Annotated in this window: 16 protein-coding genes; 4 read left to right on the top strand and 12 right to left on the bottom strand. The window is 40.9% G+C overall.

Annotation, left to right across the window (positions count from 1 at the left end; translation table 11 throughout):
• Nucleotides 1–15: 15 nt before the first annotated feature.
• Nucleotides 16–1,566: a M23 family metallopeptidase gene (locus GNF10_RS14940; protein WP_185581098.1), complete on the bottom strand. Its 1,551-nt coding sequence runs from the start codon at nucleotides 1,564–1,566 to the stop codon at nucleotides 16–18.
• Between the two features lie 90 nt (nucleotides 1,567–1,656).
• Complete coding sequence (locus GNF10_RS14935; RefSeq protein WP_185581097.1) at nucleotides 1,657–2,475, bottom strand: biotin--[acetyl-CoA-carboxylase] ligase; 819 nt, start codon at nucleotides 2,473–2,475, stop codon at nucleotides 1,657–1,659.
• A gap of 77 nt (nucleotides 2,476–2,552) precedes the next feature.
• Here GNF10_RS14935 and pgeF point away from each other — a divergent pair, with 77 nt between their 5' ends.
• On the top strand, nucleotides 2,553–3,332 hold the full coding sequence (gene pgeF, locus GNF10_RS14930; RefSeq protein ID WP_185581096.1) for a peptidoglycan editing factor PgeF: 780 nt from the start codon (nucleotides 2,553–2,555) through the stop codon (nucleotides 3,330–3,332).
• Nucleotides 3,333–3,462: 130 nt separating this feature from the next.
• Here the strand turns inward: pgeF and GNF10_RS14925 are convergent, their stop codons facing one another.
• Both GNF10_RS14925 and csaB read right to left on the bottom strand, forming a co-directional pair.
• Nucleotides 3,463–4,923 (bottom strand): glycosyltransferase family 87 protein, encoded by a 1,461-nt coding sequence (locus GNF10_RS14925; protein ID WP_185581095.1) that lies wholly within the window; start codon nucleotides 4,921–4,923, stop codon nucleotides 3,463–3,465.
• Nucleotides 4,924–5,074: 151 nt separating this feature from the next.
• Nucleotides 5,075–6,112, bottom strand: a complete 1,038-nt coding sequence (csaB, locus tag GNF10_RS14920; RefSeq protein WP_185581099.1) for a polysaccharide pyruvyl transferase CsaB — start codon at nucleotides 6,110–6,112, stop codon at nucleotides 5,075–5,077.
• A gap of 186 nt (nucleotides 6,113–6,298) precedes the next feature.
• On the opposite strand from csaB, the gene GNF10_RS14915 reads away from it, so the two are divergent.
• The 3 genes from GNF10_RS14915 to hisA are packed head-to-tail and all read left to right on the top strand — an operon-like array spanning nucleotide 6,299 to nucleotide 7,758.
• The gene (locus tag GNF10_RS14915) at nucleotides 6,299–6,634 is read left to right on the top strand and encodes a DUF2499 domain-containing protein (protein ID WP_012406884.1); all 336 of its coding nucleotides are present in this window, start codon (nucleotides 6,299–6,301) and stop codon (nucleotides 6,632–6,634) included.
• Nucleotides 6,631–6,930 carry a DUF3593 domain-containing protein gene (locus tag GNF10_RS14910; RefSeq protein WP_185581094.1) on the top strand — a complete coding sequence of 100 codons (300 nt, stop codon included), beginning with the start codon at nucleotides 6,631–6,633 and terminating at the stop codon, nucleotides 6,928–6,930. Before GNF10_RS14915 ends, GNF10_RS14910 begins: the two co-directional genes overlap by 4 nt.
• A gap of 54 nt (nucleotides 6,931–6,984) precedes the next feature.
• On the top strand, nucleotides 6,985–7,758 hold the full coding sequence (gene hisA, locus GNF10_RS14905; protein ID WP_185581093.1) for a 1-(5-phosphoribosyl)-5-[(5-phosphoribosylamino)methylideneamino]imidazole-4-carboxamide isomerase: 774 nt from the start codon (nucleotides 6,985–6,987) through the stop codon (nucleotides 7,756–7,758).
• Nucleotides 7,759–8,020: 262 nt separating this feature from the next.
• Here the strand turns inward: hisA and GNF10_RS14900 are convergent, their stop codons facing one another.
• The 8 genes from GNF10_RS14900 to GNF10_RS14865 all read right to left on the bottom strand — a co-directional run bounded on the left by GNF10_RS14900 (nucleotide 8,021) and on the right by GNF10_RS14865 (nucleotide 17,605).
• Nucleotides 8,021–8,671, bottom strand: a complete 651-nt coding sequence (locus GNF10_RS14900; protein WP_185581092.1) for a hypothetical protein — start codon at nucleotides 8,669–8,671, stop codon at nucleotides 8,021–8,023.
• A gap of 214 nt (nucleotides 8,672–8,885) precedes the next feature.
• Nucleotides 8,886–10,163 carry a glycosyltransferase gene (locus tag GNF10_RS14895; RefSeq protein ID WP_185581091.1) on the bottom strand — a complete coding sequence of 426 codons (1,278 nt, stop codon included), beginning with the start codon at nucleotides 10,161–10,163 and terminating at the stop codon, nucleotides 8,886–8,888.
• Between the two features lie 551 nt (nucleotides 10,164–10,714).
• Nucleotides 10,715–11,974: a glycosyltransferase family 2 protein gene (locus tag GNF10_RS14890; protein WP_185580816.1), complete on the bottom strand. Its 1,260-nt coding sequence runs from the start codon at nucleotides 11,972–11,974 to the stop codon at nucleotides 10,715–10,717.
• A gap of 224 nt (nucleotides 11,975–12,198) precedes the next feature.
• Nucleotides 12,199–12,663 carry a DUF2141 domain-containing protein gene (locus GNF10_RS14885; RefSeq protein WP_185580815.1) on the bottom strand — a complete coding sequence of 155 codons (465 nt, stop codon included), beginning with the start codon at nucleotides 12,661–12,663 and terminating at the stop codon, nucleotides 12,199–12,201.
• 48 nt (nucleotides 12,664–12,711) lie between these two features.
• On the bottom strand, nucleotides 12,712–13,725 hold the full coding sequence (locus tag GNF10_RS14880) for a glycosyltransferase family 2 protein (protein WP_185580814.1): 1,014 nt from the start codon (nucleotides 13,723–13,725) through the stop codon (nucleotides 12,712–12,714).
• Between the two features lie 206 nt (nucleotides 13,726–13,931).
• Complete coding sequence (locus GNF10_RS14875) at nucleotides 13,932–14,936, bottom strand: NAD(P)-dependent oxidoreductase (protein WP_185580813.1); 1,005 nt, start codon at nucleotides 14,934–14,936, stop codon at nucleotides 13,932–13,934.
• 208 nt (nucleotides 14,937–15,144) lie between these two features.
• On the bottom strand, nucleotides 15,145–16,323 hold the full coding sequence (gene devC / locus GNF10_RS14870; RefSeq protein WP_185581945.1) for an ABC transporter permease DevC: 1,179 nt from the start codon (nucleotides 16,321–16,323) through the stop codon (nucleotides 15,145–15,147).
• Between the two features lie 73 nt (nucleotides 16,324–16,396).
• Complete coding sequence (locus GNF10_RS14865; protein WP_185581944.1) at nucleotides 16,397–17,605, bottom strand: ABC exporter membrane fusion protein; 1,209 nt, start codon at nucleotides 17,603–17,605, stop codon at nucleotides 16,397–16,399.
• Nucleotides 17,606–18,388: the final 783 nt, after the last annotated feature.

Genomic DNA, 18,388 nt, shown 5'->3' with positions numbered 1-18,388 from the left:
GCCCCTCAGCTTCTTCTAGCTACCTGGTTCTTGACTAACCTGGGCGGTTTGCAAACCTCGTACTAACTGGCTGAGGGCGCTTTGTAATTCCACACCTGGGTCAGTCGCAACCCAACCGTTAGGTGTTAGGTGGCGGACTTCAAAGTGCAGGTGAGGGCCTGTGGATGCTCCGGTGCTGCCGACTCGGCCGATGACAGTTCCAGGTTGTACCCATTGACCAGGTTGAACAAGGATCTCTGACATGTGACCGTAGAGGGTTTGTTCAGCCGATTTGTGATTGAGGATAACGGTTAAACCATAACCACCCATCCAGTTAGCAGTTTCGACTTGACCCGCAGCAGCTGCCAAAACTGGTGTTCCCGTAGGCGCACCTAAGTCTGTACCAGCATGGAAGCGTTGATTACCTGTAATTGGATGAACTCGCCAACCAAACAACGAGGTAATGGGAGCGGGTATAGACAAGGGATACATCATCCCCGTCCCATTATAGGCAACTGCCCCTGTATAGGGAATTTGTGGCAATACCGATGCTAGTGAGAAGTCGTAAGCTACGTTACTGGGACGGGGTGCAATGTTGCCATCTGCCATTGGTGGTGGTAAAGTTCCGCCACTGGGTGCGATAGGAGTGGCACTCACTCTTGTGGGGCTGAACTCGCTGGGATTCGGGATAAACCGATTTGGGCGATATGCGGTCTTGGTGTCACCACTATAACCATTTTGAGTAGCACGCCATCTGCTGGTGTTGCCAGTCGTTGCAACTTGCCGCGTGGTTGGAACTACTGGCAGTTGGGCGTTTTGACTTCTTCTTAGCCAATTAGGTGCTACTTTACCACTAGAATCAGCTACATTCCTTTGGGGTACTTTGGCGCAAACGCCGCCTAATACGCTTTGTCCTGAAGGTAAAATGGCTCGGCAACCACTAGAGCGTTCTGTGAGAATTACAGAATTTGGTGCTTGATAAGTACCTGTAGCACCACTGTCATAACTATTAGGATCAATATAGGCGTTATTATAATCCTTGGTTTTACCTGGCGTTGCACTAACAGAACTGTTGGAGTTATTCGATGGTTGAGCAACTTCTGGGAGTTTTGGTAAAGAGCGGGCAGGGGTATTGGGTTTTTCCTGTCTCACCCTTGCAGGAGTAACCTGGGAGGTTTCTACTTTGGGTTTTGACTGTCTGATAATAACAACAGGTTCAGCAGCTTCGATTTTGGGCGTAGACTGCCTGACTGGTTCTTTTGATTGAGCTACCTCTGGCTTGCGTAGTCTCTGTTTGAGTCTGGCTCGCCGTTGGGAAAATTCTGGTTGCGCTTGAACTGCTTCGGGTGCAACAGCCTGCTTTTTAACTAGATTTGGAACTACTGTTGGCTGGGAAGTTTCAACAGTGGGAACGATGTTATCTACTTGTGTTTCCGTTTGAGCAAACACAAAGCCGCCGCTAAGGAGGCTGACGCTACTCAGCCAACAGAGGCTCTGGGCTGGTAGTGTTGAGGCAAAACGTTTTTTTGTTAGACCTTGCTGCCATAAATGCAAACGATGATGGGCAGAATTATTGCGCTGCGTCATTTGTTCTCTCAGTTGTGTGTAATTAGCCTAAAGAGATGATGCTAGTGGTTTGTCTTGCCCAAAGAGCGAAATTTTGAACAAACCTCAAATTTAAACGGAAGATTTATGGTACCCCAAACTGATTGTACCGGGTTCAATATAAATTTCCGGTGTAATTAGTTCCTTTGTATTGTATGTTTCTAAATCAACTCGTAAATTTCCTTGAGGTGTCACCCCAACTACAGTACCAAAAAGATTATTGACATACACCCGATCGCCCATGTTTGTAAGCAAGTCTAGATAGCGAGATAAGAGTATGCTTACTCCTTCTTGTTGAAGGCACTCCATACCGGATTCTATTCCCAGTAAGACTGTAGAGGTGAGTATTTCCAGACAAGAGATTGGTCTGAAATCTTGGGAAGCTTGCCACGATTCCAGATTAATTCCAGTTTCGGGTACTGGATTTGTCCAGTTAATACCAACACCAATTACTGCTTGGGTGATTTGTCCTTTGTTTACTTTGGTTTCTGTCAAAATGCCGCCTAGTTTGCGACCATTTAAAACTAAATCATTGGGCCATTTTATCCCAACATCTATACCGCGCTGACGCAATTGAGACGCAATTCCCCAAGCAGTAGCGAAAGTTAGCTGGTAGCTGTCAGTAGCCTCGATTTTGTGGTCGAAAGAAATCGCCACGGAAACATATAATCCCCCAACTGGAGAAATCCACTCGCGTCCCCATTGTCCTCGCCCAGCAGATTGCTGAGTGGCGATGACTACTGTTCCTGAAATAGCTCCTTGGTGGAGTAAGTTCCAGAGGGTTTGGTTGGTTGAGGAGACGCTTTCAAAAAAGTGGAGGGAAAATGGTAAATATGTATGCTTACGCCCTGCTTTCAAGGCTGATTCCAAGTTTTGCAGATTAAATCCCACAGCAGTTAACCCAAATTCCGTTGTTCAAGTTAGCATTGATTGGCTGATGAGTGATTTTTGTTTAGGTTTGGTTGAAGATGCACACTTGGCACTGGCGCAATTGGGAAGGACTGCCTTATCTAACTTGTAGTATTCTGGAACATTGGCATCACGGCTTCTTTACCCAGCAGTTTTGGCCGCGATCGCCACAAGTTATCACAGAAGTATTGCAACCAGAGGCATCAGTCTATCGCTTAAAGCAGGTTCATGGCAATACTGTTCTCACCCCCCAAGAAGTTGAAAGCTTCTTAAGCTCTGCTGAGGAGGACTTAGCATCGGCGGATGGTTTAATGAGCGAGCAGCCTCTCCAAGCAATTTGGGTAGCTAGCGCAGATTGTACACCCGTGCTGATTGGGGATGTGAAAACTGGACGGGTGGCAGCATTACACGCGGGTTGGCGAGGGACTGCCAAGAAGATTGTCCCCCTAGCGATCGCTAGATTACAATCTCAAGGCAGCAAACTTGATGATTTACGCATTGCAATGGGCCCTGCGATCGCAGGTGAGGTTTACCAAGTCTCGATTGAAGTGGCTGCCGAAATTGGGGCTAGCATTATATCACATAATGACGAAGAAAAAATTGTCACAGCATTGCATGAGTTACCAAATTCACCCTTACTGGAAGACCTTAATCCGGGAAAGGTAAGGTTGGATGTGCGGCGAGTGAATACCTTACAACTGGAAAACATGGGGATTAGTGCAGAACAAATTGCGATCGCACCTTATTGTACTTTCCAAACTCCAGAGCATTTCTTTTCTTACCGCCGAGAGCAAGAAAAAAAAGTTCAATGGTCAGGGATTGTCAGTGGTAAAAGGTAAAACTGACTTTAATCTTGGTATTCTAAATTGACACCCGATTTTAAGGCAATACAGGCTTGCAGAGACGGCGATTTATCGCGTCTCAAAACCCACGATTTTATACAAGTAACGCTTTGAACCATATTGAATTTTAAGGTTCAAATTTTAAAACCTGTTTTTGACGCAGTGAACTAATTGCTAAGACTAAAATACTCAGGGTGATTCCTAGAATTGCATAACTCGGTAGTGCGAAGATCGTTACTTTCAGAAAGTAGGGTAATTCCCCTGCTTTCACGTTCCAGCGATTTGCTAAAGAGCCGATGAGCCAGCCATGAATAACTGCTGTTTGCACTGCTAGAAAGCAAACCCCTGCTAACCAAACAGATATTCTTCTCATAGAAAATTTATAATACCTGATTTGATATAGCAAATCATTGAGCAAAAAAACAACCGCAGGTATTAACATCACAGTACTAGTTTGCTGTGAATAATTAATGGCAATACTCAAGCAAGAAACTAGTACCATTTCGGCTAAGTATATTTCTTTTGACCAGGCTGTAATAGATTGTTGTAGATACCAATACCAACCCACGAAACCAACAAGTATTAGAACAATAAAGTCTGACAATAACTTGGCAAATAATGGATTATTGGGTAATAATCTTGGGCCCACTACCATCAAATCTAGGCGAGTAATTGAAAGATAGGGACTATTTGATGAATCGTTAAGCCAAAGTGCAAATCCACGAGCCGTATCTGGTAGGTATTGTGTCAAAGAATTGCCTGTTAATGCTAGACCTAAAAATACTAGAAAACTTCCTGTGAGAACAGATACAAAAACTAGAGAAAAGCGTCTTTTAAGGAGAAAATATAGAATGAATAATGCAGCTAATGTTGGTTTACAAACGGCAATACCCAAGCAAAGTCCGGCTGGAATATCCTGATATTTTCTAGCCAAGATAAACATCCATAAGATGAGAACCGCAACGAAAATGGCAAGATTACCAACTTGAAGATCGCGAACTAAGCCATAAATTAAGGCAGCCGAGATTGTGCAAATAGTTCTGAAAGCTGGCGATTTCGATTCTAGGAGGATGTTCGCTCCCCATAAGGCCAAGCCGATTGCTAATATATGCATCACAATCCAGATTGAAAATGCAGTATTGATCGAAAAATAACCGAGAAACCAGATAAGAGGAATAATATTAGGTGGATAGACAAATGGTGGAATAAATCCACACGTTTTAGTTAGGCTACAGAAGCTTTGGTTAAAAATCTCGACATTAAAAGGACTCAAATGCTGATGAGCCAATTTACTCGCCACATAAAACCATTTAAAATCCCATAAAGGTGGATTTGGCTGATTTAGAAAATAAACTAGCCAACCTGTATAACAGAGAAATCTTGTTACTACTAATACAACAACTGCTTGGATGATAAAGTTAACAATTGGTTGACGCAAAAATTGCATCAATTGTTGAATAACAGAAGATTTTAAGAATAGAGAATTTTTCCAGGCTACCTTCTCATCATCGTCTAGTCGCCAATTATTTTTGAGAACCAATGCAACTACAATTACTATAATTAAGTTCCAAAAACCAAAGTTTATCATCAGCAATGATCTCAAGAATTATTTCTGTATATCCTAGATAACATAACTGATATATTTTGTCATAAATGATGCTTGAGTATTTTGTATAATCAATTTATAAAAGTCTGAAAATTACCGATCTAGAATCTCCACTATTTATGGCTGGAGAGCGTCAAATAAAAACTTGGCTCAATAACTCGCGGTGGATTAATGCCCTATCTACTAAAGATTGTATTTGGTTTGGTGATAAAGGATCGCCATTAGCATAATGCTCCATCCAAGTTAGACTAATCAAATTGGGATCATCGGGTAAACTCGCCAAATCCCATCCAGGCATTTCTAAGTCTTCCATAAGACGATTTACCTTGGGGTCATAACTAAGAGCAAAGCAACGACAACCTTCCGCAGCAGCCATAATCAAACTGTGTAGACGCATCCCAATCGCCATTTCTACGCCGCGAAACACACCTTTCAACAGTTGTGGATCTTCCAAACATAAAATCTGGCTGACATCTTTAAGGTGGGGTTGAATAGCTTCGGCAATACTTAAATCTTCACTTTTTTGAAATGGCAGTAGTAAGATGAAAGCCTGCGTAGCTTTTTGAAAATCCACCAAAGCACGGGTTAAATTTGCCAGACGGGTTTCTGTAAGTTGGGAATGCGATCGCAACGTTACCGCAACTCTCGGCGCAGGTAAATCCCAAAGTCCCGGTACTGGTTTCGATTCCAACGCCCAAACCGGGTCAGGAGCTATAATACAAGGAATTTGCCAATCAGATAATAAAGCAGCGCTGGCGCGATCGCGGACACTAACTTTGGTACAATTACCAAAGGTTTGCCGCGCTAACCAACGAGTTTGCGGACGCACTAACGGGCCAATACCCTGCGCCCAAGCAACAGTTTTCAAACCCATTTTCTGCGCCAATGCCATCATTCCCCCATAATAAAAGGGGCTGATAGTGCTGGTAACATCTTGAATAATACTCCCGCCGCCCCAAATAAAGGCATCACTTGAGCGTAAAGCTTGCAGTACAGCTAAGGGAGCCATGCGATCGTAAGTTTCTACATTGTAGCGATCGCGCGTTTCCTCTGGATTTCCCGAAAGTACCACAGGGGTTACGTGAGATGGTAACATTTGCAAGAGCGTTGCTAACAAAGCCTCGTCACCACCATTACCTTTACCGTAATACCCAGACAATAACGCGCGCATCTTGACCATTTTGGATTTTAGATTTTAGATTAACAACTTTTTTTAAAACGTTGATGCCATCCTGCCAATAAAAGATGAGTTGTATTGTAGGAAAATAGGGACATAGAAAAACAAAAAGATTAATACTATTGACTCTTAACTCCAGCACAGACACTAAATTCCGCGTCTTTAATTCCTAACTTTCTTATGCACACCCTATCGATTCCCACCTGGATTATTCATATTTCTAGCGTTATAGAGTGGATTGTTGCCATTTGGTTAATCTGGACTTACGGCGAACTCACTAATAACCGCAATTGGTGGGGATTATCCCTTGCTATGTTACCAGCTTTAGTTAGCGCTATGTGTGCTTGTACCTGGCATTATTTTGACAACGCCGAATCTCTGGAATGGCTGGTAACACTTCAAGCTACCATGACCTTAGTTGGTAATTTTACGCTTTGGGCAGCAGCGTTTTTGATTTGGCGTTCTACCAAATCTTCTAACACTGTTGAACCAGAACCTATCAAATTAGAGCAATGATTTCTAAAGAAACCCTGTTTGCACTTTCACTGTTTCCCTATTTGGGTTTCTTGTGGTTTATTAGGCAGAGTCCACAAATGCCGCGTTTAGCGCTGTATGGATTTTATGGCACTCTCGTCTTTGTGGCTATCACCATCCCAGCCGGAATTTACGCCCAATTGCATTATGGCGAGTCTTTGGCCAATGTAGATTGGTTGCACGGTGGTGCAGAAGTATTTTTGACTCTTTCTAACATCTTGCTTGTGCTAGGTTTTGGGCAAGCTGTCAGGCAATTACAAATCAAAAATCAAAAATAGAAACCCCAGCGCTAGCTAGAGTTTTGATTGCATTGAGTTATGAGGGAGAAGTAAATGGATGTAATTCCAGCGATTGATTTACTAGAAGGTCGATGTGTGCGACTGTATCAGGGAGACTATGATCGCTCGCAAGTGTTTAGCGAAAATCCCGTCGATGTTGCCAAACAATGGGTTGATCAGGGTGCGAATAGACTGCATATAGTTGATTTAGATGGTGCCAAAGCAGGTAAATTAGTAAACCTGGGGGCAATTGAAGCGATCGCTCACGCGGTGTCAGTGCCCATTGAAATTGGTGGAGGATTGCGCGATCGCACCAGCGTCCAACAATTATTCAATCTAGGCGTACAGTGGGCAATTCTCGGAACCATCGCCGTAGAACAACCCCAGCTAGTGCAAGAACTATGTGCAGAATTTCCTGGACAGATTATTATTGGCATTGATGCCCGTAATGGTAAAGTGGCAACTCGCGGTTGGTTAGAAACCTCAGAAGTTTTAGCAACCCAACTGGCTGTACAAATGCAAGAATTAGGTGCAGCCGCCATCATTTACACAGATATTCACCGAGATGGTACTCTAATCGGCCCAAATTTAGAAGCTTTGCGAGAACTTGCGGCGGTAATTTCCATCCCGATAATTGCCTCTGGCGGGGTAAGTTCTCTCACCGATTTGTTGAGTTTGTTAGCGTTAGAACCTCAAGGTGTGACTGGTGTGATTGTCGGACGTGCTTTGTATACTGGGGATATTTTACTCAAAGAAGCATTACAAGCGATCGGCCCAGGGCGGATTCAGGATATTCCACCCAATCTAGGTTTTTCTAGTTTTGCTTGATTATGTAGAGCGATGGCTTTTAGTTAAGATTTTGGCGATTTAGAAAAGCCTTTTTAAGGTAACTTCAAAAATCTCTTTTCTCTCTGTGTTACGGACACTTTGCTTAAGTCGCCAAACCCGCCCACGCAAGTGTCCTCCTCTGTACCTGGAGTGGTTAAATAAATTACTTTTAAACCGCAGAGGCGCAGAGAACACAGAGGTAAGAGGTTAAAAAGGGATTTATTAACCAATCTTTTTGCCCACCTTTAAAGGGCTAGCCCTATTAACTTACAAAAATGCGGGCTGATCTCTGTTTACGTTTTTGCCGTAAGCCTACACTTAATACTCCAAAAGTTAATGTACCCAATGCAAAATTAGGTTCGGGAACACTGGCAATAGTAGACTTATTTTCATTTGTAATACCATTCCAGCTGCCAAACTCGTACAACTCTAACCGATAGCTAAACAAACCGTCTGAATCACCAATAAATTGCAGAGGTGCTGAAAATTTCAGCACAGTGCTATCAAGGCTGTATGGTACTGAACCCCGAATCTTACCCCAGCCTCCTGAATTTGGTTCGAATGGCCCAACTGGGAAGACATCACGTATCCGAACGTCACCTGCAATATGGATTTCTTCTCCGCGAATAATTGAGGAAAGGTTACTATAGGCAGAGGGTGGTCTAAAAATAGGTAATTCCCCACTCGGATCAATAAAATATTGGAAAGAGTCGGCTTGTCTCCCGAATTCATCAACTGTAACAAAGTCTGGCACTTTATTAAAATTTATAGTAAATGATACTTCTTGAGCATCAAGATTTACCACTACCGACTCTGATTTAACGAATAGTTCTGCCTGCGCTATCTGCCCTGTACCCAAGCCAATTAAAGTTGCTGCTGCCAGAGATACTGAAAATTTTGGTAGATATGTCATAATAATTACTGTTTGAGCCGTAGTACGACATCAAAATATTACAGTTATTAACATACTAATTAAAAGCTACCACAGTAATTCCACTGTAAATTTATCCTAAAATTACAGAATTTTTAACAAACATCGTGCCAATTCATGATATTGAATGCTAAAGAGTTCTTTCGCACGCAACAATTAGCGATCGCTATGTAATTAGCGATCGCGCTTGTAATCGTTATCGTCTTATACTGCCTGTACCTACCTTCACCTTCTGAGATCCTTCGACGATTTGGTAAAGTTTGTCTTCAAGTTTTTGCATACATGCCGACCAATCAAATTCAAGTATGGAAGGGCGAGCGTGCCGAGTCATATCTGCCTTCAAATCGGGATTTTCTAGAATCGTAATCACCTTTTGAGCAAAGTCTGTGGGGTTGTTAGGTTGGGCAAGAAAGCCGTTCCGACCAGGAAAGACCTGTTCTGATGTTGAGGGTGCGAAAACGGCAACTAGAGGGGTTCCAGATGCTAGGGCTTCGTTATTTGTAGTGCAGAAGTTTTCAGTGACGGAGGGGTTGACAAAAACATCTGCTCTCGCAAACCAGCCTAAAAGTTCTGTACCGTGGGATTCGCCCCAGATAGTAATACCCGATCCAAATTTTTCGGCACGCTCACGAATCTCTTCATCCATCGGGCCACTACCAACAATCACCAGATGAACATCAGGAATTTTGGCAGCTATGACTGGAAAGATATCAAGCAATTGGTTGACATTCTTTTCCGGGGTGATGCGTCCGACAAACAAAAGAGTTGGTCGGTTATCGTTAGGAATGGGATTATAACAAATGTTGCGCGGATGAAATTTTTCGCAATCGATGCCTTGATAAGGGACATATTCAGCGCGTTGGCATTTCAGTTCTTCGTATTTAGTGAGTTGTTCTTTAGAAGAAAAGTAATTGAAGTCATAAGACTCACTAAATTGCTTGACTAAAACGGGAATGATGGGGCGAACAAAGTTAAAGAATTTATCTCCAAAATAATATTTGATATACGCAACGATATCAGTATGGAAAAGTGAGATTATTGGTGTGCCTGTTCGTTTTGCGTATTCAACACCAATTGGACGACCATAACCTTGCAAGAAAAATGAGTATAAACCCCTCATTTGTGCGGCTTCTTCAACCAAGATAATATCAGGCTTAAATTTCTCTAGCAATTTGGTATCACTCCAATGCCGATAATTTAACGGTTGAGGAAGAGACTTATAGAATAATAAGGGTTCGGTGGGAAATGCGTAAGCAGAGAAATTTGGAAAAGACTGAATTTCATTCAAACCTGGCATGGGGCGATCGCCAACATTTTTGGGATAGCGATCGCTGATTTGCGGATGAACTAGAAAAACCTCATGTCCTTGCTCTAGCAACCAACGGACTCGTTGGTGAACTGCAACGGAAACACCAGTCAAGAAAGGAGCATACAATCCTGTAAATAGTGCAATGCGAAGTTTTTGCTTAGTCATAATAAAGGGGAATATTTCACGAAAATGCTGGTTTTCAATTTAGGATTTACGCAGCTTATGTTTCATGAACATTCTGATTTTCTAACTCAGAAATTCCCACTAATACGATTAGACTAAGGATTTACGCATTTTCAAATAGCCGAAGTTGTCGATTGTGAAATGGATGTTTATGGTGCTTCTCGTTTTTGTGCAGTAGACTCTGACCTTACTTCCATTCCTCCCTCCTACAATGAGAGAGGCTTTGAGGCTTACTCCCTTTCCCTTATAGGGAAGGGCTTAGGTCTGTATTAGACTCAACTGAGACCTCTATATAAACCTAGATTGAAACTATCAAAACATCCAAAATACTAAGTCAAAATTCCCCTTAATATATTTATCTAAACCCTTGCCATTTATGCAAATACATTTTGATAATTAACAAGAAAAATCGTGTATTCTGACAAGGGTTATAGCTAATATAGTTCTACTAAATATAAGATAATATAATTTGAAGACTAGGGAATGTTTAGTGTAATAACTTTCATGCCCTAGTTCATATTTTGCGATTTAATTCAAAGAGATACCTTGCCATCAATGGGCTGATCTAACCATTGATAAGGGCGATATTCCACTAACCGGACATTCCAAGGCCCTTGAACCCGATAGGAGACACCACGCCAGGTGACTGTTGAGATCCAAATGGATGATAGCATCGCTAATCCATAAACCCACTGTGTTAGGGGAATCCCAATCAACATTTTGATGATTGTAGCACCCGATAATTTTGCGATCGCTTGGTCATTAGAGCGAACCACTCGCTGTACCTCTAATTCCAACACGAGCATTATCAAGAGTAATCCGACAGTATAGACACTATAGCAGCCTAACAAGAGAGCCGCAGCTGCCCATTTTGCCTGCAAGAAGGACTCTAGAACTAAAATGATGAGTGCGGTAGGAAACAAAATGCTAGAAACAGCTTCACTGACTAAAGCTAGCCAACGCGGATGATACAGTCGAGAATAAAGTATCAGGCGCTTGAGATAGTCGATTAAGTTGGATAAATCAGTCTCTTCACGATTCACAATTAGCAGTGAAGGCACAAACTTTACCTGAAACCCGTGTTTTTTGAGAATGTCGTGCATCATAAAATCTTCGCCTAAAGCTTGTCCCCACTTATCTAGGAGTTCTGTTTGGTGAAGCACTTCTGTTTTCACAGCCAAACTTCCACCCCAAGGAATCTGGAAGACAAACATTTGCACCACTGTGGATACATTACCGATGTACCGCACTAAAGATCCCCAATATCTACCTGTAGGGACATACCAACGATTACCTGTTGTCGCCCCTACTTTGGCATCACCTAAAGGACTGACTAATTCTCGCAGCCAATTTACATGGACTATGGTATCAGCATCTACTAAGGCAACCACCTTGTAGGAGTCATCCAACTCACGGACAGCTTGGACTAAGGAACTGCATTTGAGACTACAATTGTTGCGTACTACTCTCAAAGGGCTAATTTGAACGTTGGTCGCTTCTTGCTCTGTGATGCTTTCACTGGCAATTTTCCAAGCGGGGTCTTCGTGACTATCAACGATCAATTTTAAATCATAGTGTGGATAGTTTTGGTTCAGGAGCGATCGCAAACATCTAGGCAAAAACGGATCGGCTCCGCGTAAGCAAAGAATCACTGCTGTTTTGGGTAACTGATCATCTGGTAATAAGTTTTTTTTAGATGAGCGCAGATACCATATAAAAACAAGCGTTAAACACACCTGAATAACCAGCCAACCCGTCAAAGACTTAGACAGAAATATTGCCAAATCTTCCATTAAATTTTTAGTCTCCGGTGAATTAGGGGTTGGGGATTGGGGACTAGCGACTAGGGATTAGGGATTAGGGATTAGGGATTAGGGATTAGGGATTAGGAATTGGGGACTAGGGATTAGGGATTAGGGATTAGGAATTGGGGACTAGGGATTGAAAATCAGAAGTATCTCCTAGAGGATGAGTCCCCAGTCCCTAGTACCCAGTCCCCAGTCCCCAATAACCTTTATTAATCCAGCGAATATTTCATGATGATGTTAACTGTTGTATTTTTGTTTACAACAAAACTGGCATCACGAAACTTTGGTGTACCTGTTTGTATAGACACAGTTGGGTTTTTGGAAATTCCAAAACCTTCTGTGGGAATACCAAAAAAGTCTTTATTGAGTTTGCGATCGCCATTTTGATCGTCAACAACGGCGACAGCATAAGTTCCAGGCTTCAAACCGGAGAAATCTTTTTTAACAGAATTGCCAGTAATCTTAGCGCAGCCACTTTGAGATCCGCTAGAATTACTCATTGGAAATCCTTGTTCAGTTGCATAAACTCGGAAGCAAATCTCGCCTTTTTTGTGTTGTATGCCATTTACTACAACACTTAATGTTGTCGTTGGTTCTGCATTCACTGTTTTAGCAAAGCTGAGGCTCACTAAAGTTGCAAGTAAAACATGAGATAAATGAGATAGTTTCAGCATAGTTTTGTAGTGAAAAATAGGTGATTTTGTGGCTGATAAAAGCTGTGCTTACCAGCTTTTATTTTTAAGCTGGTTTGTGAAATGAATAAATTGAGCTTTTTTGATTGATGATGGTTGCCAACTTTTCCAAAGTACTTGTAGCACTCTTAGTAAATCTTTCAGCAAAAGATATTCTGCCCCTTTTAACTGCTGATGTAGGCTTCTATAACAACAAAGCTGCTCATTAAAACTCAGGGAACTACGCCATATAGAGAGTATATACTCCCAGATTATTCTCCAATGTGGCAATAAAATTTGTCCTTTCTTTGCTGAATCAAACCACACTGCATACGCATAGAAATCAGGTAGCATACTCAATGAGGTTTTTTTAGTGTTGTTAGCAAACAACAAATAATTAGGGAAATACATACTCATTGATTGTTGCGGATGGCTTCTGGCAAAAAACAGGTATTCAGGGATTTCATAAAACCTGCCAAGAATACCAAGTCTTAACAAGAGAATTCCATCTGCATTACCGTAACCACCCATCTGCGGTATCATTCTTAGGGCACTGGCACGAATTACTCCGTAACATTGATAACATAAATGTTTCGTCAGCAATTCATGAAAACGCTCGTGTGGTTTTAGGGCATCTGCCTTGAGTTTGATATCATAGTTTTGGAGGAAATTTCCCTGTTCATCAATGAAATATGTCTGTGAGTGACACAAGACTATGCTAGGGTCTTGGTCAAGTACCTCAACACACTTATTGATAAAATCTGGAGCATGTAGATCATCATAAGCTGCCCATTTAAAGTACTCACCTGAAGACAATTTAAAGACGCGATTGAAGTTACGAGCGCAACCGATATTCTTGTCATTGCGGTAGTAACAGATACGTTGGTCTTTATCGGCATAAGCTCTACAAATTTCCTCAGTTTTATCTGTAGATGCATTATCTGAAATAATTAGCTCAAAATCTTCAAAAGTTTGAGCCAAGAGTGAATCTATGGCTTCTTTGATAAATTTCTCGCCATTGTATACAGGTAATCCGATGCTCAATCGTGGCTGATTGCTACTCATAACAAGTATTCGGAAAATCTGTGGATTATTTTATGCTCAATTGCAGATAATTGTTAGGCAGATGCAACGTAGTAATTGAGAATTCAGAAGCCAGAAGTCAGAATTCAGAATAATTTGATACTTAAGCTGAATAATTTCAATAAAATCAATCAACCGTGCTGTAGTCTCTTATTTTCCAATCATTCTGAATTCTTAAAATCTGTTGACTATTTAATCAAGTTTTGAATATCTGTTTTTTGCAGCCATTCATGTGTTCGCTGCATTCCTTCTTCTAGATCAACTGTTGGTTTATAATTTAACAGGCTTTGTGCTTTGACAATAGAACAAGCATAGGGACGAGTCATAAAATCTATAGACTCTGGTAGGATATCAACTTTTTTCCGAAAAAGTTTTTGTCCTTGAACACGTAGCTTTAGAAACAACTTGATTTCATCTTTCGGTAATGAAAGGGGTGCTGATAAACCTTCCATTGCTGCTAAATGCATAAAATACTCTTTCCAGGAAGTTTCCTGTCCGTCGGTGATATTAAATATTTCACCGTAGGTTTCTTTTTCTATCGCCAGAAAGATGCCATCAATCAAATTATCTATGTATACATGATTGATTACGCCTTTGCCATCGTTTGCACAGGCAAATAATTTTTGACGCATCATCAGAACCGGTCTGACTATCCAGGGTATACTTCCTGGACCATAAACATCTCCGGCTCGAATAACGATGATGCCAAAATCTGGAGGATTATTCAGTTCTAAAACTGCTGTTTCTGCTTCTATTTTTGTTTCACAGTAAGGATTATTTTCGCCCGAAAGTGGCCCGGTTTCTGTAACACCATTGGGATAGTCGAAACCGTAAACCATTACACTAGAAAGATGCACAAATGTTTTGACACCAGCCTGTTTAGCGGCTTTAGCCATATTGACAGTACCGCCAACATTCACATCACGAAAATTCTTAATTGCGCCAGCTTCTTCGGCAAGTTGATCTGTATGTAAAACGATATCTACTCCCTGACAAGCCTTTTGAGCAATAGTAGAATCGGTGATACTACCAATAATTATCTCAACACCTAAATTCTGTAATTGTTTGTTTTGTTCTGTAGAACTTTTCAGTCCACGAACCTTCATTCCTTGTGCGATGGCTAACTCGGCTGTACGCAAACCGACAAATTCATCAATTCCTGTAATTAGCAGGGTTTTATCTTTGAGGTTCATAAAATCGAAATTATTGTTAAATGGGTGAACTTGACTTGTTAGATAAAAAACTGAAAATTTATACCAAATTTAAATTCAGCTAAAGACTTTTAATCTAAAATATAAAGTTGGTATAAAGAAGATTTTTTCTGTGGAGAGCCTGAACTAACGCTTATTTATTAGTCTATATCATGGCAAAAGAATTTGATTATTTTGATGCAACGAATAGCTAGAAAATATCTCCTGGATCTGCGGAGCGGAGTTTGTTGATAGCAAGCGCTCCTGATGTTATGCACATTAAAACTGTTGAAGTTAAGACAATCACTGCATTATTAGTGGTCATCATTATTGGTAGTTTAGTTGCTTCTGCTGCGAAGCTATATAACAAAACAGAAGTAATAAATCCTGGGATATAACCTAAGATTGCCAAAATCAAAGCTTGCTGAAATACCACATTTAATAAATAGCTATTGGCATAACCTATGGCTTTTAAAGTGGCGTAGGCAACGAACTGCGTAGCAATATTGCTGTAAAGAATTTGATAAACAATAACTACTCCAACAACCGCAGCCATTGTCAACATCAAGTTAAGAATAAAACCAATGGGTGTTCTGACAGCCCAGTATTGTTTCTCAAAATCAATAAAGCCTTGGCGTGTAAAAACTTGGACATCATTAGGCAAATTTGCTTGTAAATTTTTCAGTACTTTTTCGGCATTAGTACCAGGTTTGAGTGAAATCAAACCGATGTCTATCATATCCGCCGGGCGAGTATTGGGATTTATCCTTAAAAAAGTGGAGTCACTAACAAGTAAATTTCCGTCTACCCCAAATGAAGGCCCTAAGCTAAATAATCCACCAATTCTCACTCTATAGCCAATTAATGAACTGTAGGGAAATATTTCAATTGTCTGTGCAGTCTCTCCCGCATTAAATTTTTCAGCTATTGGGCCAAATTCTGGGCGAGAACCCCGGTCAAAAAGCACAACATCAGGAATTTTGAGTTTATCTAAATTTTTCTCAACTTCTGGGAGATTCATTACCGGTCTACCTGGATCGAAACCAATAACATATATTGAATATTTCTCACTAGTAGCCGGATTTTTTAGTTTGGCAAATTGCAAATACATGGGGCTAACTGACTCTACACCATCAAAGCCCAGAGATTGGTACAAACGAGTCCGTGAAAAACTTTGATTTGAGGTCAAAGATTTATATTGCGAACTCACTAAAAATAAATCTCCTTTGAGATTCTGATGCACTGCGGTTGCACTGGAATAAAGAGCATCTTGAAAACCAAGTTGCACAAACATTAGCAGCACAATAAAACCAATCCCGGCTACAGCTACTAGTAAACGAACTTTTTGCTGCGCTAGCTGTAGCCATCCTAAAGGAATTTTGAAATTCATGGATTTATTTTCATTTGTCATTTGTCATTTGTCATTTGTCATTGGTCATTTGTGAATGACTTATGCTCCATGACTAAATATGAATGGCGACATCCACTTGTAAGTTAGTTAAACGGGCGACCTTTTCACTATCTGCGGGATTATCGATGGAGATTTTCACTTCAACTATTCTGCGGTCTGTATCTGAACCAGGGTTTATGCTGAAGATGTTTTGCTTGTCGACTTGCCAACCAATTTCTTTTACAGTTCCTTTGATTGTTCCAGTAAATGCAGTGCTGCTAATTGTGGTTTTTTGTCCTACACGCACTTTTTGAACATCAGTTTGATACACCTCTGCAATCACATACATTTGAGATGTTTTACCTATCTCAGCAAATCCTCTACTGGTGCTGATAACTTCTCCAGTTTTGGCGTGAATTTTTAAAATTTTGCCATTTATGGGAGATTTGATGTAACTTAAATCCAAGTCGGCTTTTGCTTGTTGAACAGCAGTTGTAGCACTATTGACTTCGGTTTGTGCAACCTGAACATCTACACTACGCACTTCGCTAATACTGGTGAGTTGTGCTTGTGCTTGCTTGCGTTGTTCTTGAAATGTGTCTTGAGTGCGCTTGAGGGTGGCTTGAGCTTCTGCTAGCTGCTGTTGTGTAGTCTTGAGTTGCAAAGCTTTGGTATCTGCTACAGAAGCAGCGATCGCACCTTGTTTATATAATTGCTGATAGCGATTATTCTCTGCTTGAGCGTTGTCTACTTCCGCCTGGATGCGGGCGATTGTCGCCTCTTGTGTCGCAACATCCCCTTTATATTGTGGCTCTAAACGGGCGATCGCAGCCTTTTGAGCATCGATATCTCCGGTTTTAGCTCCAGATTTAACCTGCGCCAATTTAGCTTTGGCAACTTGCAGTTGGTCTAAAGCTTGTTGCAATGCGGTTCTAGAACGACCATAATTTTCTAAATAAGCCAGTAATTGCCCTGCTTTAACCGCCTCTCCTTCTTTCACCAACAGTCTATCTACTCTCACCCCATTATTAGAAGCAGGAGCAGTCAAAGATGTAACTTCGCCTTCTGGCTCCAAACGTCCCAAAGCAGTTACAGCAACTTTTACAGGCGTGGCAGCTTTGGGAGGATTCTCTACTGGTGTCACAACTTTAGGTTTAGACCAAAATGGTACCAAACTATAAAAAGCTATTAATCCGGCTGCTAAAGTTAGAGAAGCTGCTAAAATTAGTTGCGATCTACCTACGGGTTTTGTGAATAATCGGCTTTCTTTATTTACTGCCATCTTTTCATTCCAATTCTGCTTTTTTAGGGGATAGCCTGGTTATATTTAGTCCATTAGAATAGACTCATCCACAAATTACTTAGAGGGCTTTTCCTCTAAGGTTTCTACCTTAATCAAGTGGATGTATCTAAAGTGGTTTTATATGAATTGTTGTACGCTTTTGCCGCCCAAAATTACTATTGTGGCGTGAAAATTAATGGTGGTGTTACTTCAAAGCTTCCTAAGTTATATCCTAATTTGACATCTAATCCAGTAGCTTAAAATACAATAGCGCTATCCAGAAAACCTAACTTTTAAGGACAAGGAAACGCCAATAAAAATGAAATCAAAACTTGGATAAACTTGTTATTAACTATGGCGTAGAAATTGGTTTTTGTCAACCGATTGACTTTGCGTAAGTCCTGATTCTCTCACTAAAAATTTGTTCGAATTCAGATTAAATTCTGAAAGAATATATTTATCACTAATTTTTTATCTGCTAATTGAATACCAACAGATAGTTAGTGATTAAGTAGATTTGATATTACTAACAGATTCTTGTTAACAGGGTTGTGTAGTATAAGACATTATTATTGATTTTACTCATAGTAATTAAGGGCGCTTAGAAACCTCAGCTACACAAGGCTTTACCCACCTCCGTGGGTTTTAAGACCGCAAAGAGTAGAATGTTTGTGTAGCCTCATACTCCTACGGTAAAGCAAGCTACATACAGTGTGGGGTAGGTATCCCATTAGCTCTGGTTTTCTAACCGCCTTTTTAACTAATGCAATCATGATTATGTTT

Source organism: Nostoc sp. UCD121, from assembly GCF_014222285.1.
In the GTDB taxonomy this organism is placed as follows: domain Bacteria; phylum Cyanobacteriota; class Cyanobacteriia; order Cyanobacteriales; family Nostocaceae; genus Nostoc.
The sequence above is the reverse complement of the archived record's forward strand: the minus strand, read 5'-3'. Positions and strand labels throughout refer to the sequence as shown.

Coding starts and splice junctions, on each gene's coding strand:
- GNF10_RS14940 (WP_185581098.1), bottom strand. CDS start 1,566: ATGACGCAGCGCAATAATTCTGCCCATCATCGTTTGCATTTATGGCAG.
- pgeF (WP_185581096.1), top strand. CDS start 2,553: ATGCACACTTGGCACTGGCGCAATTGGGAAGGACTGCCTTATCTAACT.
- GNF10_RS14925 (WP_185581095.1), bottom strand. CDS start 4,923: ATGATAAACTTTGGTTTTTGGAACTTAATTATAGTAATTGTAGTTGCA.
- csaB (WP_185581099.1), bottom strand. CDS start 6,112: ATGCGCGCGTTATTGTCTGGGTATTACGGTAAAGGTAATGGTGGTGAC.
- GNF10_RS14915 (WP_012406884.1), top strand. CDS start 6,299: ATGCACACCCTATCGATTCCCACCTGGATTATTCATATTTCTAGCGTT.
- GNF10_RS14910 (WP_185581094.1), top strand. CDS start 6,631: ATGATTTCTAAAGAAACCCTGTTTGCACTTTCACTGTTTCCCTATTTG.
- hisA (WP_185581093.1), top strand. CDS start 6,985: ATGGATGTAATTCCAGCGATTGATTTACTAGAAGGTCGATGTGTGCGA.
- GNF10_RS14900 (WP_185581092.1), bottom strand. CDS start 8,671: ATGACATATCTACCAAAATTTTCAGTATCTCTGGCAGCAGCAACTTTA.
- GNF10_RS14895 (WP_185581091.1), bottom strand. CDS start 10,163: ATGACTAAGCAAAAACTTCGCATTGCACTATTTACAGGATTGTATGCT.
- GNF10_RS14890 (WP_185580816.1), bottom strand. CDS start 11,974: ATGGAAGATTTGGCAATATTTCTGTCTAAGTCTTTGACGGGTTGGCTG.
- GNF10_RS14885 (WP_185580815.1), bottom strand. CDS start 12,663: ATGCTGAAACTATCTCATTTATCTCATGTTTTACTTGCAACTTTAGTG.
- GNF10_RS14880 (WP_185580814.1), bottom strand. CDS start 13,725: ATGAGTAGCAATCAGCCACGATTGAGCATCGGATTACCTGTATACAAT.
- GNF10_RS14875 (WP_185580813.1), bottom strand. CDS start 14,936: ATGAACCTCAAAGATAAAACCCTGCTAATTACAGGAATTGATGAATTT.
- devC (WP_185581945.1), bottom strand. CDS start 16,323: ATGAATTTCAAAATTCCTTTAGGATGGCTACAGCTAGCGCAGCAAAAA.
- GNF10_RS14865 (WP_185581944.1), bottom strand. CDS start 17,605: ATGGCAGTAAATAAAGAAAGCCGATTATTCACAAAACCCGTAGGTAGA.